The organism is Kosakonia sp. 1610 (assembly GCF_050435845.1).
In the GTDB taxonomy this organism is placed as follows: Bacteria; Pseudomonadota; Gammaproteobacteria; order Enterobacterales; family Enterobacteriaceae; genus Kosakonia; species Kosakonia cowanii.
In genome coordinates this window covers 56,830-80,047 of sequence record NZ_JBNDKZ010000003.1, presented here as the reverse complement: position 1 = coordinate 80,047, position 23,218 = coordinate 56,830, and the positions used below count along the sequence as shown (strand labels likewise).

Below are 23,218 nucleotides of genomic sequence, written 5' to 3'. Positions count from 1 at the left end.
AACCCCCTCTTTGCAGAGGGGGTTTTGATTATCAATCGGCTTTTTTCTTGCGCGACGCGCGTTTGGCTTTGGTCGCGGCGGCTATTTTTTGCGTTTTCTCAGAGGGCTTTTTCGCTTTTTTCGCTTTGCCCTTGGCTTTATCGCCACGGAATTCGCTATCCGGCTCGAAATTCACCTTTTTATTGGCCTGGCGACGCGGCGGTTTTTTGCTCGCGTTGCTGCGCCCTGCGGTGCCTTTCTTATTACGCTCGCGATCGGTTTTACCCGGATTACGCGGGGCGCGCTCGCTGGAGATAAGCGAGAAGTCGATCTTACGCTCGTCCATATTGACCGCTTCAACCTTCACTTCAACCCGGTCGCCCAGGCGATAGGTCTGACCGCCGGATTCGCCAATCAGGCGCTGACCAACCTGGTCAAAGCGGTAGTAGTCGTTATCCAGCGACGATACGTGCACCAGACCATCGATAAACAGGTCAACAAGACGCACAAAGAAGCCGAAGCCGGTGACGCTGGCGATGACGCCGGAGAAGGTGTTACCCACCTGATCCTGCATAAAGTCGCACTTCAGCCAGTCCGCAACATCACGGGTCGCTTCATCGGCGCGGCGCTCGGCCATCGAGCAGTGCTGACCCAGCTGGAGGATCTCTTCCATGCTGTAGTGCCAGCCGCCCGTCGCAGTGCTGTTGCCTTTCTCGCCGTTCTCTTTCGCCAGCAGATACTTGATCGCGCGGTGCAACGAGAGATCCGGGTAGCGGCGAATCGGCGAGGTAAAGTGCGCATAGGATTGCAGCGCGAGACCAAAGTGGCCGCGGTTTTCCGGATCGTAGATCGCCTGTTTCATCGAGCGCAGCAGCATGGTTTGCAGCATTTCGTGATCGGGACGATCGGCGATCGACTCCAGCAGTGCGGCATAATCGCGCGGCTCAGGCTTGTTACCGCCCGGCAACTCCAGACCCAGCTCGGCGAGCACGGTACGGAACGAGGTAATAGCGTCGTTGGTCGGTTTATCGTGAATACGGAACAGCGCTGGCTCTTCTGCCTTCTCAACGAAGCGTGCCGCAGAGATATTGGCGAGGATCATGCACTCTTCAATCAGCTTGTGCGCGTCGTTACGCTGCGTCTGCTCAATGCGCTCAATACGGCGTTCGGCGTTGAAAATGAACTTCGCCTCTTCGCTCTCAAAGGAGATGCCGCCGCGCTCGGCGCGCGCCTGCTCAAGGGTTTTATAGAGGGTATGCAGCTCTTCAATGTGTTTCACCAGCGGCGCGTATTGCTCGCGCAGCTCGCCATCGCCCTGCAACATATGCCACACCTTGGTGTAGGTCAGACGCGCGTGGGAGCTCATTACCGCTTCGTAGAACTTATACCCGGTCAGACGCCCTTTGGCGGAGATGGTCATCTCACACACCATACAGAGGCGGTCTACCTGCGGGTTCAGGGAGCAGAGGCCGTTGGAGAGCACTTCCGGCAGCATTGGAACGACCTGCGACGGGAAGTAGACGGAGGTGCCGCGATTACGCGCTTCGTTATCCAGCGGCGTACCGTGGCGCACGTAGTAACTGACATCGGCGATGGCAACCCATAAGCGCCAGCCGCCGCCGCGTTTCTTCTCACAGTAAACGGCGTCATCAAAGTCGCGGGCGTCTTCGCCATCAATAGTGACCAGTGGCAGATTGCGCAGATCGACGCGGCCCACTTTGGCCTCTTCCGGCACCTGCTCTTTCAGGTCGGCAATCTGCTTCTCAACTTCTGGCGGCCACTGGTAGGGAATTTCATGGGTGCGCAGCGCCATATCGACGGCCATGCCGGTGCCCATGTTATCGCCCAGCACTTCAACGATTTTACCCACCGCTTTGGTACGGCGAGTCGGGCGCTGGGTCAGTTCAACCACCACCACAAAGCCCATGCGCGCGCCCATAATCTCTTCAGGCGGAATCAGGATATCGAAGCTCAGGCGGCTGTCGTCCGGCACCACAAAGCCGACGCCAGCGTCGGTGAAGTAGCGGCCGACAATCTGCCCGGTTTTCGGCACCAGTACGCGGACAATGCGCGCTTCGCGGCGCCCTTTGCGATCCGCGCCCAGCGGCTGTGCCAGCACCTGATCGCCGTGGATACAGGTTTTCATCTGCTCGCTGGAGAGATAGAGATCGTCTTTGCGGCCTTCGACGCGCAGAAAACCGTAGCCGTCGCGATGGCCGATAACAATGCCTTTCAGCAGGTCGAGACGTTCCGGTAAGGCGTAGCACTGGCGGCGGGTGAAGACCAGCTGCCCGTCGCGCTCCATGGCGCGCAGACGGCGGCGCAGGGCTTCATGTTGTTCTTCGCCTTCGATATTGAGCTCAACAGCCAGTTCATCGCGGCTGGCAGGCTTTTCGCGTTTGGAGAGATGGTCGAGGATAAATTCGCGGCTGGGAATAGGATTAGAGTATTTTTCAGTTTCGCGTTCGAGGAAAGGATCTTGTGACATAGCGGTTCCTCCGTTGTCAGCTCTGGCGGAGCGTTTCGTCATTCCACCAGCAATAATTTGTAAAGCGGTTGATTCTCTTCAACCAAATCGGCAAGCGTGTAGTTATCAAGTTCCTTCAGGAAACTCTGCACGGCTTTTGAGAGGGCGACTTTCAGTCGGCAAGCGTTGGTGATGTGGCAAAAATCGCTGTGGCAGTTCACCAGCGTTAGCGGTTCAAGGGAGCGCACAACATCACTGATACGAATATCTCGCGCGGGCTTGCCCAGACGGATACCGCCATTTTTTCCACGCACCGCCGCGACATAGCCTTCACGACTTAGCTGATTGATTATCTTAACCATATGATTACGGGAGACGCCATACGTTTCTGTCACTGCAGAAATGTTGGTCATCTGCCCTTCCGGCAATGCCGCCATGTAAATCAAAGCGCGTAAACCGTAATCGGTAAAGCTTGTTAACTGCACACCAACCTCAATAACAGGAAAAAAAGCGAGATACCCGCAGGTATTGACTTTATTGATGATAAACCAGCCACCAGTCAGGTCGCTAATTTATTTGAACAGAAAGGTAAAAAAAGCGAGGAGAAAGGGCGCGAATTTCGCGCCCTTAAGCAGGATTATGCGTCGAACGGGTCGCGCAGAATCATGGTCTCAGTGCGATCAGGACCAGTAGAGATGATATCGATCGGTACACCAGTAAGTTCTTCAATACGTTTGATGTAATTGAGCGCTGCCTGCGGCAGACCGCTGCGCTCTTTCACGCCAAAGGTGGTTTCAGACCAGCCCGGCATGGTTTCGTAGATCGGCTCGATACCTTCCCAGTTGTCGGCAGCCAGCGGCGTGGTGTCCACTTCGCGGCCATCCGGCATGCGGTAAGCGACGCAGATTTTCACCTCTTTCAGGCCATCCAGCACGTCCAGCTTGGTCAGGCAGAAACCAGAAAGGGAGTTGATCTGTACGGCACGGCGCACGGCAACGGCGTCCAGCCAGCCGGTACGACGACGACGACCGGTGGTCGCGCCAAATTCGTTACCCTGCTTGCAGAGGAACTCGCCGGTTTCATCAAACAGTTCGGTCGGGAACGGACCTGCACCCACACGGGTGGAGTAGGCTTTGATGATGCCCAGCACGTAATCAACGTAGCGCGGGCCAAGGCCGGAACCGGTAGCAACACCGCCAGCGGTGGTGTTAGAGGAGGTGACGTACGGATAGGTACCGTGGTCGATATCCAGCAGCGTACCCTGCGCGCCTTCGAACATCACGAAGTCGCCGCGCTTACGCGCCTGATCCAGCAAGTCGGAAACGTCAACAACCATGGCGGTCAGGATGTCGGCGATTGCCATCACGTCGTCCAGCACTTTCTGGTAGTCAACCGCTTCAACTTTGTAGTAGTTCACCAGCTGGAAGTTGTGATATTCCATCACTTCTTTCAGTTTATCGGCGAAGGTCGCTTTATCGAACAGGTCGCCAACGCGCAGACCGCGACGGGCAACTTTATCTTCATACGCCGGGCCGATACCGCGACCGGTGGTGCCGATCGCTTTCGCACCGCGCGCTTTTTCGCGAGCGACATCCAGCGCAACGTGATAATCAAGGATTAACGGGCAGGCTTCAGAGAGCAGCAGACGTTCGCGAACCGGGATACCACGGTCTTCCAGTTCTTTCATCTCTTTCATCAGTGCAGCAGGCGACAGCACAACGCCATTACCGATGATGCTGGTGACGTTTTCGCGAAGAATGCCTGATGGAATAAGATGGAGGACGGTTTTTTCACCGTTGATTACGAGAGTATGGCCTGCGTTGTGACCGCCCTGGTAGCGTACAACATATTTAGCCCGTTCAGTCAGAAGATCGACAATCTTCCCTTTACCTTCGTCACCCCATTGGGTGCCCAGTACGACGACGTTGTTACCCATTTTTTCAAAATCACCGTTTGCTTAAAAATGGATTCTACCACCGCTTTTTTAGAGAATCAGCACTTTTTCCGTGCAAAATTCCCGCGAGTTAGCCGATTATTGCCTCAGCCAATCGTTTTCCTCAACATGTAGTAGACAACGATGCCTGCAACCACAAGTCCGCCGCCAAAACGGCGCAAAATATTATCCGGAAGCTGGCTCAATGAGGCGATCATTCGCCGCCAGGCACGCGGATAAAGCATCGGGCCAAGCCCTTCAAGCACCAAAACTAACGCCAGCGCGAGCCAGATTGTTGCGTTCATGGGTCATCCTCACAAAAGAAAAACCACCGCCCGGATTGAGGCGGTGGTTTTCATTATCAAAACCGTTGACGCGATATTAGCGTGCGGTTGAGGTCGGCGTCTTCATATAACGGAAGAAATCGCTGTCCGGGCTCAGCACCATCACATCCTGGTTGCTGTCGAAGCTATTTTCGTACGCACGCAGGCTACGGATAAAGGCGTAGAAGTCCGGATCCTGGCTAAAGGCATCAGCAAACAGTTTCGCCGCTTCGGCATCGCCTTCACCACGCATGATGCGACCCTGGCGCTCGGCTTCTGCCAGCGTTTTCGTCACTTCATAGTCCGCAGTAGCGCGCAGTTTTTCCGCCTCTTCCTGACCCTGTGAACGGTGGCGACGCGCAACCGCTTCACGCTCGGCGCGCATACGGTTGTAGATCGCATCCGACACTTCCGTCGGCAGGTTGATCTGCTTGATACGCACATCGACCACTTCAATGCCCAGCGCGGCCATACTGTTCGGGTTGATGACCGGCACTTTGCCGTTCGTTTCAGCCTGAACGCGTTCAGCGGCTTTCGCGATAGCGTCATCCGCCGCTGGCGTGACCACTTCATCTTCGGTGCCCGCAGAGCCGGAGTTCAGCGCGTCGCGCACTTCCGAGGTCAAACGCCCGCGGGAGTCGGTGACGATATCTTTAACATCCAGACGACCAATCTCAGAACGCAGACGGTCAGAGAACTTACGTTTCAGCAGCACTTCTGCCTGGGAGACGTCACCGCCGCCGGTAGCCAGGTAGTAACGGCTGAAATCGCTGATGCGCCACTTGATATAGGAGTCGACGATCAGGTCTTTCTTCTCTTTGGTCACAAAGCGATCCGCCTGGTTATCCATGGTCTGGATACGCGCATCAAGCAGTTTGACCGATTCAATAAACGGCAGTTTGAAGTGCAGGCCCGGTTCGAAGACTAACGGCTTGTTGTCGCCGTCACGCAGCACTTTACCGAAGCGCAGCGAAATTCCGCGCTCGCCCTCTCGCACCACGAAAATCGAGGTGAAAAACACTACCAGCACGATGATGATGATCGCGATTACTGACTTACGCATCGTTATTCCCCCTGACGCTGGTAGTCGTTACGCTGCGCGTTGACGCGGCGTTGATCCATGATATCTCCCGCAGAGGAAGTCGAATTGCTGTTGGCGTTGCTGCCGGAATTGGATGCAGGCGGCAGACGCAGCAGATTATTTGCGCCGTTACTGTCGCTCTTCGCCGCCGGCGCGTTACCGCCTTTCAGCATCTGATCCAGCGGAAGCACCATCAGGTTGCCGCCTTTATCATTCACCAGCACTTTACGGGTGTGGCTCAGCACTTTCTCCATCGCTTCGATATAGAGACGCTCACGGGTGATTTCCGGAGCAGCTTTATACTCAGGCAGGATCTTGGCAAAACGCGCCACTTCACCCTGCGCTTCCAGCACGGTCTGCGTTTTGTACGCGCGCGCCTCTTCGAGGATACGCTGCGCCTGACCGTTCGCACGCGGCTGCACTTCGTTGGTGTAGGCTTCCGCTTCACGGATGAACTGCTGCTCGTTCTCACGGGCGGCAATCGCATCATCAAACGCGGCTTTCACCTCTTCCGGCGGACGAGCGGCCTGGAAGTTGACGTCCAGCAGAGTAATACCCATGTTGTAAGGACGAATGGTCTCTTCCAGCTCGCGCTGGGTATCGCTACGAATAACGGTACGCCCTTCGGTCAGAATACGATCCATGGTGTATTTACCGATCACGCCGCGCAGGGCGCTGTCCGTCGCCTGACGGAGACTGTCGTCAGCGCTGGTGACGCTAAACAGATAGCGCTGAGGATCGGTTACGCGGTACTGCACGTTCATCTCAACGCGCACGACGTTTTCATCAGAGGTGAGCATCACGCCAGAGGCAGCCAGTTCACGAACGGATTCGACGTTCACCGCCGTCACGTTGTCGATAAAGGTTGGCTTCCAGTTCAGACCCGGTTCAACCAGATGACTGAACTTACCAAAGCGTGTCACCACGCCGCGTTCCGCTTCTTTAATGGTGTAGAAGCCGGTCGCAGCCCAGATCACCACGGCAGCAACGGCAGCGATGCCGAACACGCGCCCGCCCAATGGACTGCGAGGGCCAGAAGCGCCTGGATTACTCCCGCCGGTGCCTTTGCCACCGCCCAGACCGCCGAGCTTTTTGCTCAGCTTGCGGAAGATATCATCCAGATCAGGTGGCCCCTGATCGCGACCGCCTTTGTTTCCATTTCCCTCAGAGTTGCCGCCTGGTTTGCTGCTTCCCCACGGGTCGCGGTCTTGTCCGTTGTTACCGGGCTGATTCCACGCCATGTATGTGCTCCATATTTATTTTGCGGTGTATGCCCGCACAGGCGGGCACCCCCAAAGGGGAAAAATCTTCAGGCTTTGCCGATCAAACGATGTACTCTTCGAGCGCCGGTTCTTGTTTACAGAGTCGACGCCAGTCAACGATGGGCATCCGTATCTGCATACCTACGCTGCCATCCTCTTCCGTCCACTCTTTTTCTATTGCCTGAAGCTGATAAAACCGGCTTCTTAAACGCCCCTCTTCCGCTGGCAGTCGCAGCGTGTGCTGCGCAACTTCGCCGGCAAGACGTTCTGTCAAAGCCTGGAATAACAGTGGTACGCCAGCCCCCGTCTGGGCGGAGAGCCAGACGCGGGTCGGTTTGTTCTCTTCATCTCTGTCGATACGCGGTTCGAAATCCTCCAGCATATCGATCTTGTTCATCACCAGCAGCGTCGGGATCTCGTGTGCGTCGATCTCTTCGAGCACCGTGTTCACCGCGTCGATATTTTCCTGTACGCGCACATCAGCGCCGTCAATCACGTGCAGCAGCAGCGTCGCCTGGCGCGTCTCCTGCAGCGTCGCTTTAAACGCGGCGACCAGATCGTGCGGCAGGTGGCGAATAAAGCCGACGGTATCGGCCAGTACGGTTTCACCGACATCGGCAACGTCAATGCGGCGCAGCGTCGGATCCAGCGTGGCGAACAGTTGGTCAGCTGCGTAGACCTGCGCTTCGGTTATCTGGTTAAACAGCGTCGATTTACCGGCGTTGGTATAACCCACCAGTGAAACCGTAGGAATATCCGCCTTGGTACGGGAACGACGCCCCTGTTCACGCTGCTTCTCAACCTTTTCCAGGCGCGAGAGGATTTGGGTGATGCGATTACGTAACAAACGACGGTCGGTTTCGAGCTGGGTTTCACCCGGACCACGCAAACCAATCCCGCCCTTCTGTCTTTCAAGGTGGGTCCAGCCACGCACAAGGCGCGTCGCCAGATGGCGCAACTGCGCCAGTTCTACCTGCAATTTCCCCTCGTGCGTTCGTGCACGCTGGGCAAAAATATCCAAAATCAGGCCGGTGCGATCGATAACGCGACATTCGCACAGTCGCTCCAGGTTACGTTCCTGGGCAGGGGATAGCGCATGATCAAAGAGTACGACGGACGCACCCGTTGCTTTTACGGCTTCTGCAATCTCGACTGCTTTACCTTCACCAACGAAATATTTGGGGTGCGGTGCTTTACGGCTACCGGTAATCACCTGCATTGCTTCGACACCGGCGGAAGAGACCAGAGCTTCAAACTCCTGGAGATCTTCCATATCTTTGTCTTGCGAAAAATAGATGTGTACCAGCACCGCCTGCTCACCGGCGTCATAACGGTCAAACAAGCGTAAACCCTCATTAAATACCAGCGGGGAACACAGCGAAACTGGCTCCCCGATCTGGAAATCAGCCTTCAACCTTACTCGGTTTCTTCGCTGTCCTGCTGTGCAGAGCCTTGCGCGTTGCTACCATGGTGGTAGTTGTTGTTGGAGCCGCCACCCGCATTGTTGCTGTGATGTGAAACCGGGCGGGACGGAACAACAGTTGAAATCGCGTGCTTATAAACCATCTGGCTGACTGTATTCTTCAGCAAAATTACGAACTGATCGAAAGACTCAATCTGTCCTTGCAGTTTGATACCATTCACCAAATAAATTGAAACTGGAACACGTTCCCGACGCAGTGCGTTCAGGAACGGATCTTGTAAAGATTGCCCCTTAGCCATTCTATCTTTTCCTTATATGCTTGTTTTGTACTTAGAACCCGGAAGCTCTGAAAACTGCGTAAAAATTTGCGCACGATACGCGGTAATTGTACACATTCACCCTGCGATAGCACTAACTACCTGTAACACGTCATGGTAAGACTTTTCTGGCTTTTCACTCTCTAACCAGTGAACCTCATCCCATCCGCGTAGCCAGGTCATCTGTCGCTTGGCTAACTGCCTCGTCGCGCAAATACCTCGATAAACCATTTCATCGTATGAAATCTCGCCTTCGAGATAGGACCACATCTGGCGGTATCCCACACAACGAACGGAAGGCATATCCGTATGCAAATCTCCGCGAGCAAATAGCGCCCGCACTTCTGCTTCAAAACCTGAAGCTAACATCTGGTGAAAACGCTGCTCGATTCGCTGATGGAGCAGTTCACGGCTCGCCGGGGCGATGGCGAACTGATGCACCTGGTAAGGCAGAGCGTCTCCTGACGTTTGCGTCAGATCTGTTAAAGTTTTACCCGAAATGAAAAAAACTTCCAGTGCCCGGGAAAGCCTTTGCGGATCATTCGGATGGATTCGTGCTGCAGCGACAGGATCGATTATCTGTAACTGCGCATGTAACGCATCCCATCCACGCTCTGCAGCCTGCTGTTCAATCTCGGCTCGTACCTGCGGATCGGCTGATGGCAAGGGGGATAATCCTTCCAGCAGCGCCTTAAAGTAGAGCATCGTGCCGCCCACCAGTAGAGGAATACGGCCCGCATCGGTGATGGCTTTCATTTCTGCCAGCGCATCGCGGCGGAAATCCGCTGCCGAGTAGGCCTGCGCCGGATCCCGGATATCAAGCAACCGGTGCGGCGCGGCGCGAAGCTCTTCCGCGTTCGGTTTAGCTGTACCGATATCCATGCCTTGATAAATAAGGGCTGAATCAACGCTTATCAACTCAACTGGCAAAACTTTACGTAACGCGATTGCGAGCGCTGTTTTACCGGAGGCCGTTGGGCCCATTAAAAAAATTGCCTTCGGCAGGCTTGCCTTACTCACTTCACTCATCGTTCAGGGCGTTCATCGCCTTTTGTAAATCAACAGGTTGTAATAAACCATCCGGCGGGGTCTTTACCAGATGCGGACAAAGCCGTTCGACGTCGGCCAATAAAGTGATCGCCTGAGCGACGCTCCACTGTGCATGTTCAGTCGCCAGACGGCGCGCCAGCCAGTGGGCAATATTCACCGCGTCAATGCTTGTCTGCTGCGCCAGGTAGCCTAACAGTTCAGGAATCAAGTTTTGTAAATTTTGTTGGCGCAAGGGTAAAGGCACCGCGCGAATGGTCACGTGATGGCCATCCGGCACAAATTCGATGCCCATTTGCGTTAGCACAGGCTGCGCGCGCTTAAGCGCCGCGCTCTCATCAGTAGAAATTTTCAGCCGTACCGGGATCAACAACGGCTGCCCGCAGCCCGGCCCATTATCGGGCGAGAGCTGCGCATGACGCAGCCAGCGCTCAGCCACCGGCAGCGCCAGCAGCGCCAGCTTGCCGTCGCGTTCAAGCAGCGCGTAGTGCGGGGCAATCAGCGTAAGCACGCGGCCAAAACTCTGGCTGTGCCCGTCGAGCGCAGGCGTTGCAGCGGGTGCTCGCTTCTCCGCTTTCGGCTCAACCACCGGCGTTTCCAGCAGCTTTTGGTAGAGCGCGCCCTGCTGTTTCTGATAACCAGGCTGCGCATTCGGCCAGCCGCGATCGCTATTTGCTGGCGTACGGGAAGAGGTACCGGAGGAGGATCCACCGCTGGAAGAGGGTGAATAGGATCCAGCCTCGGGTTCGCGCGCAGCGCGCGGCTCGGCAAACTGATTGCGCCCGGCGGCCACGCGGTTTTCCGGAAGCACGCGCGGCGCAGATTCGTCCGAGAGCGGCAGCGTCGCGTCAAGCTGCTGCTGCAACACGCTCAGCACGCCCTGATAGATAAAATCATGTACCAGCCGCGACTGGTGAAAGCGCACTTCATGCTTGGCCGGATGGACGTTAACATCCACCTGGTGTGGGTCGATCTCCAGATAGAGCACAAAAGCGGGTTGCTGATCGGCCCCGAGCTTATCTTCGCAGGCCTGGCGAATGGCATGGTTAATCAACCGGTCGCGCATCATGCGGCCATTCACATAGCAATATTGAATATCGGTAAACGCAGCGGTGTTGCTCTTCGGATCGGCAACCCAGCCGCGCAGGGCTAAATCGCCGTGCTGCCACTCAATCGCCAGTGCCTTTTCAAGAAAAGGCATCCCGCAAATGGCACCCAGCCGACGCTCTTTCTGCCCGCCCTGTGCCACTGCGCGGTACTGGCGCACCATCTTACCGTTATGGTTGAGGTTAATAGTGACGTCGAAGCGCGCCAGTGCGATGCGGCGGATCACCTCATCGATATGGTTGAACTCGGTCTTTTCCGTGCGCATAAACTTGCGCCGCGCCGGGGTGTTATAGAAGAGATCCAGCACTTCAAGGGTGGTGCCAACCGGGTGAGCGGCCGGTTTTACCGTGACCGCCATCTCGCGCCCTTCGGCATAGGCCTGCCACGCTTCCTGCTGCTCAGCGGTGCGCGAAGTGAGCGTTAAGCGCGAAACCGAACTGATACTCGCCAGCGCTTCGCCGCGAAAGCCAAGGCTAATGATCGCTTCTAAATCATCGAGAGAGGCAATCTTACTGGTGGCATGGCGCGCTAACGCCAGCGCCAGCTCCTCTTTTTTGATGCCGCAGCCGTTATCGCGGATGCGGATAAGCTTGGCACCGCCGCGCTCAATATCGATATCGATACGCGTCGCACCGGCATCCAGGCTGTTCTCCACCAGCTCTTTTACTACCGACGCAGGGCGCTCAACCACTTCGCCTGCGGCGATCTGGTTCGCAAGCTGTGGCGGTAGAACCTGTATCGGCATGAAAAGAATCCTTAGTTAAGCAGACCATCTGCGGGCGCGCCCGCGTTCGCCATTTGCGCGCCGCCCTGCGGGGCTGATTGCAGAGGATGCGCAAGGAAGTAGTTACGCAGACCGCCATAAATGGCCGCTGCGATTTGCTGTTGGTAATCGTCGCTGGCAAGCAGCCGCTCTTCGCTGCGATTGCTGATAAACCCGGTTTCCACCAGCACCGAGGGAATATCCGGCGAGCGCAGCACGCCAAGGCTCGCATGCTCCGGGCGGCGTTTATGCAGCGCGCCCACGCGCTGAAGCTGGCTCAGCATATTGGTGGCGACATCATAGCCAACACGCTGGGAGTGACCGAATTGCAGATCAAGCACCGCCTGGCTGAGATAAGGGTCGGACTGGCTGTTAGCCAGCACATCGCCCGCGCCGCCCAGCAGTTCCGACTGCTTCTCGTGCTGCTCAAGCCAGCTTGCCATTTCGCTGTTCGCGCGGCGGTTTGAAAGCACCCACACCGAGGCGCCCGTCGCGTCGCGGTTCGGCGCGGCATCCGCATGAATTGAGACCAGGAAGTTGGCGTTCTGTTTACGCGCCACGTCGGAACGGCCCATTACCGAAATAAAGTAGTCGCCGTCGCGGGTCATCACTGGCTTGAACATTGGGTCGGCATTCAGCAAAGCGCGAAGCTTACGGGCAATGGCAATCGTCACGCTCTTCTCCTGCGTGCCGCCTGCGCCAATTGCGCCAGGATCCTGGCCGCCGTGACCAGCATCAATGGCGATAATTACTTTGTCGCCCGAGGCCGCGCGCGACTGGGCGGCAGGCCGGGTGGTGGTATTACTGCTCACCACGCTGGTGATGCGATCGTTGTCCGGTTTAAACGGGTTGCGCGCAGGTGCGCTCGGCTGCGGCCTCATAACCGGCGTCTCGGCACGCTTCACCACCACAGGTGGCGGCGGAGGCGGAGGTGGTGCATCAGCATCGATGGTGAAAACCACCGTATACCCTGCCCCGCTCTGCTGTTTTACCGCGCGGGTTTTGCCGTTTTGCGTCAGGTCGACTACCAGGCGGATCGACTGGTTATCCTTCGCCGTCCCGGCACGGATGCTCTTTACCAGGTTGTTACCGCTGAACTGCAGCGGCAGCCCCTGAATAATGCCGGTCTGCTTAATATCGAGCGCCACGCTGCGCTTGCCCTGCTGGCTAAACGCATAGTCAGGATCGCCCATAAAACTGAAGGTGATACGTGCCTGGCTCTCGCCATTCGATACCTGGATATCCGCTAAACTCGCGGCGTTAACCTGGAAACAGAGCATCAACAGCGTAAGCGCCAACCAACTTGTTATGCGAGAGATCATCCCGTCACCTTTCCTGTTAACCAGCCATACGCGCCAGTAACGATTCGCCCGATGAGGATACCGCGCCAATGCGCGCCTCACGCCCCTGCGCCTGATACTCTAAATGGATTTCAATATCCGGCTCCGGCAATACGCCTGTGCCCTGCTGCGGCCACTCGACGAGGCAGATTGCGTCGTTGGCAAAATAGTCGCGGATGCCCATAAACTCCAGCTCTTCCGGATCGGCAAGCCGATAGAGATCGAAGTGATAGACCATCAGCTTATCGAGGTCGTACGGCTCTACCAGCGTGTAGGTCGGGCTTTTTACATTCCCGTTGTGACCCAGTGCCTGCAGGAAGCCGCGGCTAAAGGTGGTTTTGCCAGCACCAAGATCGCCATACAGATAGATCACCGTTGCGCCCGCGCACGCTTGCGCCACGCGCTGGCCGAGATCGAGGGTGGCTTGTTCATCAGGTAAAGGAATCACGCGATTAATCATTTTCTGTATCAATTACATCCGGGTTAACAACACGCAGCAGCGTGCTAAAAAGATCGGTAGCCAGCATGCCGCGCTGGCCATACTGCGCTGCCCGCAGATCCGCCGCCGCGCCGTGCGCGACGCAGCCTGCACAGGCAGCATCATACAAACTGAATTTCTGTCCGAGCAGCGCGCCGATAATACCAGAGAGCACGTCGCCCATGCCGCCGCTGCCCATTCCGGCATTTCCGGCATCAATAATACCGCATTCGCCGTCCGCGCTCGCCACCACCGTGCCCGCGCCTTTCAGCACTACCACGCCCGCATAGCGTTTAACCAGACGCTGTGCCGAAAGTAAGCGATCACTCTCAATTTCCGCCACGCTGCAGTTAAGCAGACGCGCCGCTTCGCCGGGGTGCGGCGTCAATACGCGATTGTGACGTTTATCGGGGTTGATTGCCAGAAGGTTCAGCGCATCCGCATCCCACAGCATCGGTTTACGGAAGTTCTCCACTTTTTGCAGGGCTTTTTTGCCCCACTCCTGCTGCCCAAGGCCGGGGCCAATCACCACCACGTCGGCCCATTCGAGGCTCTCATCAAGGGACTCTGGAGTAAGTTCATCAACCATAAGCTCCGGCCGCTGGGTGATGATGGGGGCAATGTTCTCGCGCCGCGTCAGAATACGCACTAAACCAGCACCGGTGCGCAAAGCCGCTTCGCCCGTCATGCGGATCGCACCCGCCGTACCGTGGTCACCGCCAATAATCACCAGTCGCCCATTATCCCCTTTATGGGAGGTTGGCGGGCGCGGCGTAAACCATTCTGAAAGTTGGCTGGCGTCAAAACGGGAAAGGGGTGGCTGCTGCCCATCAAGCCAGGCCTCAAGGCCCAGCGCATGGTGATGGAGTTGCCCTACCACATCGCGCGCTTTGCCGGTCAGCAGGCCCGGTTTCAAGGCGATAAAAGTGATGGTGTGGCGAGCCTGGATCACGGCACCGGGTGTCGTGCCGGTCTGCGCATTAAGACCCGAGGGGATATCAAGAGAAATACGCGGCGCAGCGTGCTGGTTGGCACGCGTAATCAGCGCCGCAACGTTGTCGCGCGGTGCGCTGCTCAGTCCGGTACCGAGCAGGCCGTCGATAATCAGATCAATGCCTTCAGGCCAGAGCGCCTCTTCGGCGTGGATTGTGCCGCCAGCATTAAGCCAGGCCTCACGCGCCTGCGCCGCCTCTTCCGGTAGCGGTTTATCGCTCTCGATCGCGATGAGCGTAACCTCAATGCCCGCAGCGGCAGCAAGGCGCGCGACCGCATAGCCATCGCCGCCGTTATTGCCATGCCCGCAGAGCACCAGCCAGTGCTTTGTATTGGGAAAGTTATCCCGCGCCAGCTGGAAGGCGGCCTGGCCTGCGCGCAGCATCAATTCATATAACGTAATGCCAAGGCTGTCGGCCGCCTCTTGTTCGAGACGTTTCAGGTCGCCAGCAGGCCAGATGGAGTGTGGTATACTTGCCGCGTTTTTTTTCATCTCTATGGTCCGTCATGTCACAGCCCCTCGATCTCAATCAGTTAGCGCAACAAATCAAGCAGTGGGGCACTGAATTAGGTTTTCAGCAGGTCGGTATTACCGATACCGATCTCACCGCCAGCGAGCCGAAGCTGCAGGCGTGGCTGGATAAGCAGTATCACGGCGAGATGGAGTGGATGGCGCGTCACGGTATGATGCGCGCCCGCCCCCATGAGCTTCTCCCCGGCACGCTTCGCGTTATCAGCGTACGTATGAACTATTTACCGCCGAACGCGGCCTTCGCCAGCACGCTGAAAAACCCGGCGCTCGGCTATGTCAGCCGCTACGCGCTGGGCCGCGATTATCATAAGCTGCTGCGTAGCCGCCTTAAAAAGCTCGGCGAGCTGATCCAGCAGCAGTGTGCTTCGCTGAATTTTAGACCGTTTGTCGACTCTGCGCCCATTCTTGAGCGGCCGCTGGCGGAAAAAGCCGGGCTTGGCTGGACAGGTAAGCACTCACTTATTCTCAGCCGCGATGCGGGGTCGTTTTTCTTCCTCGGCGAACTGCTGATTGACCTCCCCCTGCCCGTCGATCAACCAGTCGAGGAAGCATGCGGACGCTGCGTCGCCTGTATGACCATCTGCCCAACCGGGGCGATTGTCGAGCCCTATACCGTCGATGCGCGTCGCTGTATCTCCTATCTCACCATTGAGTTAGAGGGCGCGATCCCCGAGGAATTCCGCCCGCTTATCGGGAACCGGATTTACGGTTGCGATGACTGCCAGCTTATCTGCCCGTGGAACCGCTTCTCGCAGCTTACGGATGAGGCGGATTTCAGCCCGCGCAAAGCCCTGCACGCGCCAGCATTGGTTGAATTGTTCGCCTGGAGTGAAGCGCACTTTTTAAAAGTCACGGAGGGGTCGGCTATTCGCCGTATCGGTCATCTGCGCTGGCTGCGCAATATTGCGGTCGCGCTGGGCAATGCGCCGTGGGACGAGGCGAATATCGCGGCGCTCGAACAGCGGCTGGGTGAGCACCCACTTCTTGATGAGCACATAGCCTGGGCGATTGCGCAGCAAATTGAGAAGCGTAATGCCTGCGTCGTTGAGGTACAGCTGCCACAAAAACAGCGCCTGGTGCGGGTGGTGGAAAAGGGTCTGCCGCGCGATGCCTGAGCCATCCACAGCTTGTGAATAAAATAAAAAACACATTACGTTTCAACGTTAACAAATTCGTCAAGCGATCGTGTTAACATTTTGAAATGTTATTTTTATTTTATAATTCAGGTAGTTATAAAGAAATAATTTGATAAGCGAAGCAATAGAAATCCGGCTAAGCAAAGCTCGCCCTGTGGATAACTCTGTTCACAATACTTTTTTAGCACGAAAGGAAATCGCCCGCAGCGCGGTTCTTCGCTGTGGATAATTTTTTGGAGATGAAAGATTGGAGCGGGAAACGAGACTCGAACTCGCGACCCCGACCTTGGCAAGGTCGTGCTCTACCAACTGAGCTATTCCCGCATACTTATCTGGCCTGGCTGATGCCGTGAACCAGTAAATCTGGATGGTGCGTGCCTTGCGGCATTTCAAATTTGGAGCGGGAAACGAGACTCGAACTCGCGACCCCGACCTTGGCAAGGTCGTGCTCTACCAACTGAGCTATTCCCGCATATTTATCAGAGTTCAGTGTCAAAAAACCGAAGCCTGTAAATTGGATGGTGCATTTCAAATTTGGAGCGGGAAACGAGACTCGAACTCGCGACCCCGACCTTGGCAAGGTCGTGCTCTACCAACTGAGCTATTCCCGCTTATCAGCGCTATTTCAACAGGTTAAAGCATTTAACCGCTGAAATTTCGTGATGCCGTGTTTCACATTTCTGTGTCTTCACGGGAGGCGCATTATACGAGAAATCATTCCTGCTGCAAGCCCCTGAAAGCAAATTTTCGTTTTTTTTGTTTAACTGCCGATTTAATCGACAAAACGCGCATTTTTGCAGCAAAACCGCGCCAGCACTGGTTTGCAGAGCCGAAAACGACATATCGGCTCTGCGCACGCAGACGCTTACAGTTTAATAAAGTGTTCGCGGTAGTAAGCCAGCTCCGCCACCGATTCGCGGATATCATCCAGCGCCTGGTGAGTATTCTGCTTTTTCAGGCCGGTGAGAACTTCCGGTTTCCAGCGGCGCGCCAGCTCTTTCAGGGTACTGACATCCAGATAGCGATAGTGGAAGTAGGCTTCCAGCTCCGGCATGTACTTAAACAGGAAACGGCGATCCTGGCCGATGCTGTTGCCGCAAATGGGCGATTTACCGGCCGGTACCCACTCTTTCAGAAACTCAATCGTCGCCAGCTCTGCTGCGCGATCGTCAAAGGTGCTCGCTTTAACGCGTTCAACCAGGCCGCTGCCGGTGTGGGTTCGCACGTTCCACTCATCCATCAACGCCAGCTGCGCGTCGGATTGATGCACTGCCATTACCGGCCCTTCCGCCAGGATATTGAGATTGGCGTCGGTCACCAGTGTCGCGATCTCAATAATGCGATCGCGCTCGGGATCTAAGCCCGTCATTTCGAGATCAATCCAAATGAGGTTGTTTTCATTTGCGCTCATGCTATTTTCCACCCTTATCGCGTCACTATATTCATCCAGAATTGAGTGTATCATAGAGGTTTTGCCCATCCGGGGCGACCAGGAGCCAGCACGATTGAGTAAAAATAAACTCTCCAAGGGACAGCAGCGCCGCGTTAAAGCGAACCATGAGCGCCGACTGAAAACCTCGACGGAGAAACCCGACTACGATGACAACCTGTTTGGCGAAACGGCCGAAGGGGTGGTCATTAGCCGCTTTGGTATGCATGCCGATGTAGAATCCGCCGACGGCGACGTGCATCGCTGCAACATTCGCCGCACTATCCGCTCGCTGGTCACCGGCGATCGCGTGGTCTGGCGGCCAGGCAAAGCGGCCGCAGAAGGCGTCAACGTGAAAGGGATCGTAGAAGCGGTGCACGAGCGTACCTCGGTGCTGACGCGCCCGGATTTCTACGATGGCGTTAAACCTATCGCCGCCAATATCGATCAAATCGTTATCGTCTCGGCGATCCTGCCAGAACTCTCACTCAACATTATCGACCGCTATCTGGTGGCCTGCGAAGCGCTGGACGTTGAACCGCTGCTGGTGATGAATAAAACCGACCTGCTCGATGAAGAGGGCCTGGCGTTCGTTAACGAGCAGATGGATATCTATCGTCATATTGGCTACCGCGTATTGATGGTCTCCAGCCATGCGAAAGATGGCCTTGATCCGCTGATCGCAGCATTGACCGATCGCATCAGCATCTTTGCTGGCCAGTCCGGCGTCGGCAAATCGAGCCTGCTTAATGCGCTGCTCGGCCTCAACGAGGAGCAGATCCTCACTAATGACGTCTCTGACGTTTCAGGTTTGGGCCAGCACACCACCACCGCCGCACGCCTCTACCACTTCCCGCAGGGCGGCGATGTGATTGATTCTCCGGGCGTGCGCGAGTTTGGCCTCTGGCATCTCGAACCGGAACAAATCACCCACGGTTTTGTCGAATTCCATGATTATCTCGGTCACTGCAAATATCGCGACTGCAAGCACGATACCGATCCCGGTTGTGCGATCCGCGAAGCGGTAGAGAACGGCAAAATTGCGGAGAGCCGCTTCGAAAATTATCACCGCATTCTCGAAAGCATGTCGCAGGTAAAGACGCGTAAAAGCTTTTCTGAATCAGATGACTGACAACTAAGCTAAGCGTCGTTAGAATCGTCCCCCATTTTAAGACTCCGACGCCGCGCGTCGGGTCAGGAACGACAGTAAACAATGGCCTGGAGGCTACCTTGTTAAACTCATTCAAACTTTCGCTTCAATACATTCTGCCGAAACTGTGGCTCACTCGCCTGGCGGGCTGGGGCGCAAGCAAACGTGCAGGCTGGCTGACCAAACTGGTTATCGATCTGTTCGTGAAATACTACAAGGTCGATATGAAAGAGGCGCAGAAGCCGGATACCGCCAGCTACCGCTCTTTTAACGAATTCTTCGTGCGCCCGCTGCGCGACGAGGTGCGCCCGCTCAATACCGATCCGAACGTGCTGGTCATGCCAGCAGATGGTGTAATCAGCCAGCTTGGCGCTATCGACAATGACAAAATCCTGCAGGCTAAAGGCCATAACTACAGCCTCGAAGCGCTGCTGGCAGGCAACTACCTGATGGCGGATCTGTTCCGTAACGGTAGCTTTGTCACCACCTATCTTTCACCGCGCGACTACCACCGCGTGCATATGCCGTGCAACGGCATCCTGCGTGAAATGATCTATGTCCCGGGCGACCTCTTCTCCGTTAACCACTTAACGGCGCAGAACGTACCTAACCTCTTCGCCCGTAACGAGCGCGTTATCTGCCTGTTCGACACTGAGTTTGGCCCGATGGCGCAAATTCTTGTCGGCGCGACCATTGTTGGCAGCATCGAAACCGTCTGGGCAGGCACCGTCACGCCGCCGCGCGAAGGGATCATTAAACGCTGGACCTTCCCGCAAGGTGAAAGCGAAGGCGCGGTCGCGCTGCTGAAGGGCCAGGAGATGGGCCGCTTTAAGCTCGGTTCTACCGTTATCAACCTGTTTGCGCCGGGTAAAGTGCAGCTGGTTGACGCCTTACGCAGCCTCTCCGTGACCAAAATCGGCCAGCCGCTGGCGCTCTCCACCGAGCCGTTTGTCCCGGTTGATGCGCAGGAGCCTGCACCGCTGGCGGAAGAAGAAATTAAAGCGGAACATGACGCCAACCCGCTGGTTGACGACACTAAAGAAGACGTTTAAGCCTCACCCCAGGGAGACTGCAGTGCGCCTGATTATCGCTTTTCTGATGGCCTGGTGCCTCAGCCAGGGAGCCGTTGCCGCAACGGCTCCCGATGCCCGTCAAATTGCCCAGGAGCTGGAGCAAGCCAAAGCGGCGAAAAACACGCCGGACCAGGCGGAAATTGTAGAGACATTACAAGGCGCGTTGAACGCCCTGGATGAGCGTAAAGGCTCCCTTGAACGCGCCCAGCAGTATCAGGACGTGATCGACAACTTCCCCAAACTTTCCCGCACCCTTCGCGCCCAGCTCGATAATCTGCGCGACGATCCCCCTTCTGTGTCACCCGGCATGAGCAGCGATGCGCTCAACCAGGAGATCCTGCAAGTCAGCAGCCAGCTGCTGGAGAAGACGCGCCAGGCGCAGCAGGAGCAGGAGCGCGCACGGGAGATCAGCGACTCCTTAAGCCAGCTTCCCCAGCAGCAAACCGACGCCCGCCGCCAGGTAACGGAAGTGGAGCGTCGCCTCGGGGCGCAAACCAGCAACTCGGCGCTTGCCCAGGCGCAAAATTTTGCCGCCCAGGCAGAGTCGGCAAAGCTGAAAGCAGTGGTTGATGAATTAGAGCTGGCGCAGCTTTCAGCCAATAACCGCCAGGAGCTGGCGCGTATGCGCTCAGAGCTGGCGCAAAAGCAGAGCGAGCGGCTGGATGCTTATCTGCAGGCACTGCGTAACCAACTCAACAGCCAGCGTCAGCGCGAAGCCGAGCAGGCGCTGGAGAGCACGGAGATGCTGGCGGAGAACAGTGCGAACCTGCCCGCCAGTATCGTCGAGCAGTTCCGTATCAACCGTGAACTCTCACAGGCGCTGAACCAGCAGGCGCAGCGCATGGATCTTGTCGCTTCGCAGCAGCGCCAGGCAACCGGGCAAACGCTCCAGGTGCGTCAGGCGCTCAATACCCTGCGCGAGCAGTCTCAGTGGCTCGGCGCATCGAATATGCTCGGCGAAGCGCTGCGCGCGCAGGTGGCTCGTCTGCCGGAGATGCCGAAACCGCAGCAGCTGGATACCGAAATGGCGCAGCTGCGCGTGCACCGCATGCGTTATGAAGATCTGCTCAACAAGCAGCCGCAGCTGCGACAGATTCGCCAGGCGGATGGCAAGGTTCTGACCGCTGAGCAAAACCGTATTCTCGAAGCCCAGCTACGCACGCAGCGCGAACTGCTCAATTCGCTGTTGCAGGGCGGCGATACGCTGATTCTGGAGCTGACCAAACTCAAAGTTTCCAATAGCCAGCTTGAAGATGCGTTAAAAGAGGTGAATGAGGCGACTCACCGTTACCTCTTCTGGACGGCGGATGTCAGCCCGATGGGCTTCTCCTGGCCGCTTGAGATCGTGCAGGATCTGCGCCGCCTGCTGTCGCTGAACACCATCAGCCAGCTCGGCAAGGCCAGCGCGATGGTGCTGACCAGCAAAGAGACGCTCTTCCCGCTGTTTGGCGCGCTGATTCTGGTGGGGGTGAGTATTTACTCACGTCGCCACTTCACCCGCTTCCTGGAGCGCTCCAGCGCCCGCGTGGGCAAAGTGACCCAGGATCACTTCTGGCTCACCATGCGCACCGTCTTCTGGTCCATTCTGGTGGCGTCACCGCTGCCGGTGCTGTGGGCAACGCTCGGTTACTGTTTGCAGGAGGCGTGGCCCTATCCGCTGGCGGTAGCAATTGGCGATGGCGTCACCGCCACCGTGCCGCTGCTGTGGGCAGTGATGATCTGTGCGACCTTCGCCCGGCCAACCGGGCTGTTTGTCGTCCACTTCGGCTGGCCGCGAAACCGCGTGGCGCGCGGGTTACGTTACTACCTGATGAGCATCGGCTTTATCGTGCCGCTGATCATGGCGCTGATTATGTTCGATAACCTGAACGACCGGGAATTCTCCGGCTCGCTCGGGCGGCTCTGCTTTATCCTGATTTGCGGTGCGTTGGCGATTGTCACTCTCAGCCTGAAACGCGCCGGTATTCCGCTGTATGTCGATAAGAGCGGCAACGGCGACAATATGGCTAACCACCTGCTGTGGAACCTGCTGCTCTGCGCCCCGCTGTCGGCGATTCTTGCCGCCGCGGTCGGTTATCTGGCAACCGCGCAGGCGCTGCTGGCAAGGCTGGAAACCTCCGTTGCTATCTGGTTCCTGCTGCTGGTGGTTTATCACATTATTCGCCGTTGGATGTTTATCCAGCGTCGCCGTCTGGCCTTCGAGCGCGCACGCCACCGCCGCGCGGAAATACTCGCGCAGCGCGCACGCGGCGAAGAAGATGCCGCCCATCAGCTCAGCACCGAAGGCACTGCCGAAATTGATGAGCAGGAGGTCGATCTCGACGCCATCAGCGTGCAGTCCCTGCGCCTGGTGCGCTCGATCCTGATGCTTATCGCCCTGCTGTCGGTGATTTTCCTCTGGTCTGAGATCCACTCTGCCTTTGGCTTCCTTGAGAACATTCCGCTGTGGGATGTCACCTCAACGGTACAGGGCGTCGAGAGCCTGGAGCCGATTACCCTCGGCGCGGTGCTGATTGCCATCCTGGTGTTTATTATCACCACCCAGCTGGTGCGCAACCTTCCTGCTTTGCTTGAGCTGGCGCTGTTGCAGCACCTTGAGCTGACGCCGGGGACAGGTTACGCCATCACCACTATCACCAAATATCTGCTGATGCTGTTTGGCGGGCTGGTGGGCTTCTCGATGATTGGTATTGAGTGGTCGAAGTTGCAGTGGCTGGTGGCCGCGCTCGGTGTTGGTCTCGGGTTTGGTCTACAGGAGATCTTCGCCAACTTTATCTCAGGCCTGATCATTCTGTTTGAGAAACCGATCCGTATCGGCGATACGGTAACGATCCGCGATTTGACCGGCAGCATTACCAAGATCAATACCCGCGCTACCACCATCAGCGACTGGGATCGCAAAGAGATCATCGTGCCGAATAAGGCCTTTATCACCGAGCAGTTTATTAACTGGTCGCTCTCGGACTCCGTCACGCGTGTGGTGTTAACAGTGCCCGCGCCGGTCGATGCCAACAGCGAAGAGGTGACACAGATCCTTTACACCGCTGCTGAGCGCTGTTCGCTGGTGATTGATAACCCGCCACCGGAAGTGTTCCTGGTCGATTTGCAGCACGGGCTGCAGCTGTTTGAGCTGCGCATCTACGCGGCTGAGATGGGCCATCGCATGCCGCTGCGCCACGAAATCCACCAGCTTATTCTGGCGGGCTTCCGTGAACACGGCATCGATCTGCCCTTCCCGCCGTTCCAGATGCGCCTTGAGAGCCTCGACGGTAAACGCGCGGCCAAAACGCTGTCTTCAGCGGGGAGAAGTAGCCGCCCGGCGGGCAGCCTGTAACTCTTTGAGTGCCGGCTTATCCGGCCTGCGGAGGGGTTACTCTTCAGGCCG

The 23,218-nt window shown here is 56.8% G+C and carries 18 protein-coding genes and 3 tRNA genes; 4 read left to right on the top strand and 17 right to left on the bottom strand.

Going from position 1 to position 23,218, the window contains the following annotated elements:
• Positions 1-31: 31 nt before the first annotated feature.
• From rnr to nnr, 13 genes are all read right to left on the bottom strand, one after another.
• Entirely contained in the window at positions 32-2,467 is a 2,436-nt protein-coding gene (gene rnr / locus ABIC80_RS11010) for a ribonuclease R (RefSeq protein ID WP_124970421.1), read from the bottom strand.
• Between the two features lie 38 nt (positions 2,468-2,505).
• Positions 2,506-2,931 (bottom strand): nitric oxide-sensing transcriptional repressor NsrR, encoded by a 426-nt coding sequence (nsrR, locus tag ABIC80_RS11005; RefSeq protein WP_023478375.1) that lies wholly within the window; start codon positions 2,929-2,931, stop codon positions 2,506-2,508.
• Between the two features lie 152 nt (positions 2,932-3,083).
• Positions 3,084-4,382, bottom strand: coding sequence for an adenylosuccinate synthase (gene purA / locus ABIC80_RS11000; protein ID WP_023478343.1), 1,299 nt, complete (start codon positions 4,380-4,382; stop codon positions 3,084-3,086).
• A 104-nt stretch (positions 4,383-4,486) separates the two neighbouring features.
• A complete protein-coding gene (locus ABIC80_RS10995) occupies positions 4,487-4,684 on the bottom strand; it encodes a DUF2065 domain-containing protein (RefSeq protein WP_023478406.1) in 198 nt (65 codons plus the stop codon).
• A 76-nt stretch (positions 4,685-4,760) separates the two neighbouring features.
• Positions 4,761-5,765: a protease modulator HflC gene (hflC, locus tag ABIC80_RS10990; RefSeq protein WP_023478485.1), complete on the bottom strand. Its 1,005-nt coding sequence runs from the start codon at positions 5,763-5,765 to the stop codon at positions 4,761-4,763.
• A 2-nt stretch (positions 5,766-5,767) separates the two neighbouring features.
• On the bottom strand, positions 5,768-7,024 hold the full coding sequence (gene hflK / locus ABIC80_RS10985; protein ID WP_042711823.1) for an FtsH protease activity modulator HflK: 1,257 nt from the start codon (positions 7,022-7,024) through the stop codon (positions 5,768-5,770).
• Between the two features lie 82 nt (positions 7,025-7,106).
• Positions 7,107-8,387 carry a ribosome rescue GTPase HflX gene (gene hflX, locus ABIC80_RS10980; RefSeq protein ID WP_023478522.1) on the bottom strand — a complete coding sequence of 427 codons (1,281 nt, stop codon included), beginning with the start codon at positions 8,385-8,387 and terminating at the stop codon, positions 7,107-7,109.
• 74 nt (positions 8,388-8,461) lie between these two features.
• Positions 8,462-8,767, bottom strand: coding sequence for an RNA chaperone Hfq (gene hfq / locus ABIC80_RS10975; protein ID WP_023478362.1), 306 nt, complete (start codon positions 8,765-8,767; stop codon positions 8,462-8,464).
• 96 nt (positions 8,768-8,863) lie between these two features.
• On the bottom strand, positions 8,864-9,814 hold the full coding sequence (gene miaA / locus ABIC80_RS10970; protein ID WP_042716071.1) for a tRNA (adenosine(37)-N6)-dimethylallyltransferase MiaA: 951 nt from the start codon (positions 9,812-9,814) through the stop codon (positions 8,864-8,866).
• On the bottom strand, positions 9,807-11,684 hold the full coding sequence (gene mutL, locus ABIC80_RS10965) for a DNA mismatch repair endonuclease MutL (RefSeq protein ID WP_200134181.1): 1,878 nt from the start codon (positions 11,682-11,684) through the stop codon (positions 9,807-9,809). The genes miaA and mutL overlap by 8 nt, the downstream gene beginning before the upstream one ends.
• Before the next feature lie 11 nt (positions 11,685-11,695).
• A complete protein-coding gene (amiB, locus tag ABIC80_RS10960) occupies positions 11,696-13,024 on the bottom strand; it encodes an N-acetylmuramoyl-L-alanine amidase AmiB (RefSeq protein ID WP_313161903.1) in 1,329 nt (442 codons plus the stop codon).
• A 16-nt stretch (positions 13,025-13,040) separates the two neighbouring features.
• Entirely contained in the window at positions 13,041-13,502 is a 462-nt protein-coding gene (gene tsaE / locus ABIC80_RS10955; RefSeq protein WP_042716066.1) for a tRNA (adenosine(37)-N6)-threonylcarbamoyltransferase complex ATPase subunit type 1 TsaE, read from the bottom strand.
• A complete protein-coding gene (gene nnr, locus ABIC80_RS10950) occupies positions 13,495-15,006 on the bottom strand; it encodes a bifunctional ADP-dependent NAD(P)H-hydrate dehydratase/NAD(P)H-hydrate epimerase (RefSeq protein WP_429177101.1) in 1,512 nt (503 codons plus the stop codon). The genes tsaE and nnr overlap by 8 nt, the downstream gene beginning before the upstream one ends.
• Before the next feature lie 14 nt (positions 15,007-15,020).
• Here nnr and queG point away from each other — a divergent pair, with 14 nt between their 5' ends.
• Positions 15,021-16,160 carry a tRNA epoxyqueuosine(34) reductase QueG gene (gene queG, locus ABIC80_RS10945; RefSeq protein ID WP_312278934.1) on the top strand — a complete coding sequence of 380 codons (1,140 nt, stop codon included), beginning with the start codon at positions 15,021-15,023 and terminating at the stop codon, positions 16,158-16,160.
• Positions 16,161-16,429: 269 nt separating this feature from the next.
• On the opposite strand, the gene ABIC80_RS10940 is transcribed toward queG, so the two are convergent.
• From ABIC80_RS10940 to orn, 4 genes are all read right to left on the bottom strand, one after another.
• Positions 16,430-16,505 (bottom strand) — tRNA-Gly (locus tag ABIC80_RS10940).
• Between the two features lie 72 nt (positions 16,506-16,577).
• Positions 16,578-16,653, bottom strand: a tRNA-Gly gene (locus ABIC80_RS10935).
• A 63-nt stretch (positions 16,654-16,716) separates the two neighbouring features.
• Positions 16,717-16,792, bottom strand: a tRNA-Gly gene (locus tag ABIC80_RS10930).
• 254 nt (positions 16,793-17,046) lie between these two features.
• A complete protein-coding gene (gene orn, locus ABIC80_RS10925; protein ID WP_023478488.1) occupies positions 17,047-17,592 on the bottom strand; it encodes an oligoribonuclease in 546 nt (181 codons plus the stop codon).
• Positions 17,593-17,686: 94 nt separating this feature from the next.
• Here orn and rsgA point away from each other — a divergent pair, with 94 nt between their 5' ends.
• The 3 genes from rsgA to mscM all read left to right on the top strand — a co-directional run bounded on the left by rsgA (position 17,687) and on the right by mscM (position 23,167).
• Positions 17,687-18,742, top strand: coding sequence for a small ribosomal subunit biogenesis GTPase RsgA (gene rsgA / locus ABIC80_RS10920; protein ID WP_429177099.1), 1,056 nt, complete (start codon positions 17,687-17,689; stop codon positions 18,740-18,742).
• Positions 18,743-18,840: 98 nt separating this feature from the next.
• Positions 18,841-19,812: an archaetidylserine decarboxylase gene (asd, locus tag ABIC80_RS10915; RefSeq protein ID WP_429177096.1), complete on the top strand. Its 972-nt coding sequence runs from the start codon at positions 18,841-18,843 to the stop codon at positions 19,810-19,812.
• 22 nt (positions 19,813-19,834) lie between these two features.
• A complete protein-coding gene (gene mscM, locus ABIC80_RS10910) occupies positions 19,835-23,167 on the top strand; it encodes a miniconductance mechanosensitive channel MscM (RefSeq protein ID WP_429177094.1) in 3,333 nt (1,110 codons plus the stop codon).
• The last annotated feature ends 51 nt before the right edge of the window (positions 23,168-23,218 follow it).

Coding starts and splice junctions, on each gene's coding strand:
- rnr (WP_124970421.1), bottom strand. CDS start 2,467: ATGTCACAAGATCCTTTCCTCGAACGCGAAACTGAAAAATACTCTAAT.
- amiB (WP_313161903.1), bottom strand. CDS start 13,024: ATGATCTCTCGCATAACAAGTTGGTTGGCGCTTACGCTGTTGATGCTC.
- hflC (WP_023478485.1), bottom strand. CDS start 5,765: ATGCGTAAGTCAGTAATCGCGATCATCATCATCGTGCTGGTAGTGTTT.
- mutL (WP_200134181.1), bottom strand. CDS start 11,684: ATGCCGATACAGGTTCTACCGCCACAGCTTGCGAACCAGATCGCCGCA.
- ABIC80_RS10995 (WP_023478406.1), bottom strand. CDS start 4,684: ATGAACGCAACAATCTGGCTCGCGCTGGCGTTAGTTTTGGTGCTTGAA.
- hfq (WP_023478362.1), bottom strand. CDS start 8,767: ATGGCTAAGGGGCAATCTTTACAAGATCCGTTCCTGAACGCACTGCGT.
- nnr (WP_429177101.1), bottom strand. CDS start 15,006: ATGAAAAAAAACGCGGCAAGTATACCACACTCCATCTGGCCTGCTGGC.
- queG (WP_312278934.1), top strand. CDS start 15,021: ATGTCACAGCCCCTCGATCTCAATCAGTTAGCGCAACAAATCAAGCAG.
- orn (WP_023478488.1), bottom strand. CDS start 17,592: ATGAGCGCAAATGAAAACAACCTCATTTGGATTGATCTCGAAATGACG.
- purA (WP_023478343.1), bottom strand. CDS start 4,382: ATGGGTAACAACGTCGTCGTACTGGGCACCCAATGGGGTGACGAAGGT.
- hflK (WP_042711823.1), bottom strand. CDS start 7,024: ATGGCGTGGAATCAGCCCGGTAACAACGGACAAGACCGCGACCCGTGG.
- miaA (WP_042716071.1), bottom strand. CDS start 9,814: ATGAGTGAAGTGAGTAAGGCAAGCCTGCCGAAGGCAATTTTTTTAATG.
- tsaE (WP_042716066.1), bottom strand. CDS start 13,502: ATGATTAATCGCGTGATTCCTTTACCTGATGAACAAGCCACCCTCGAT.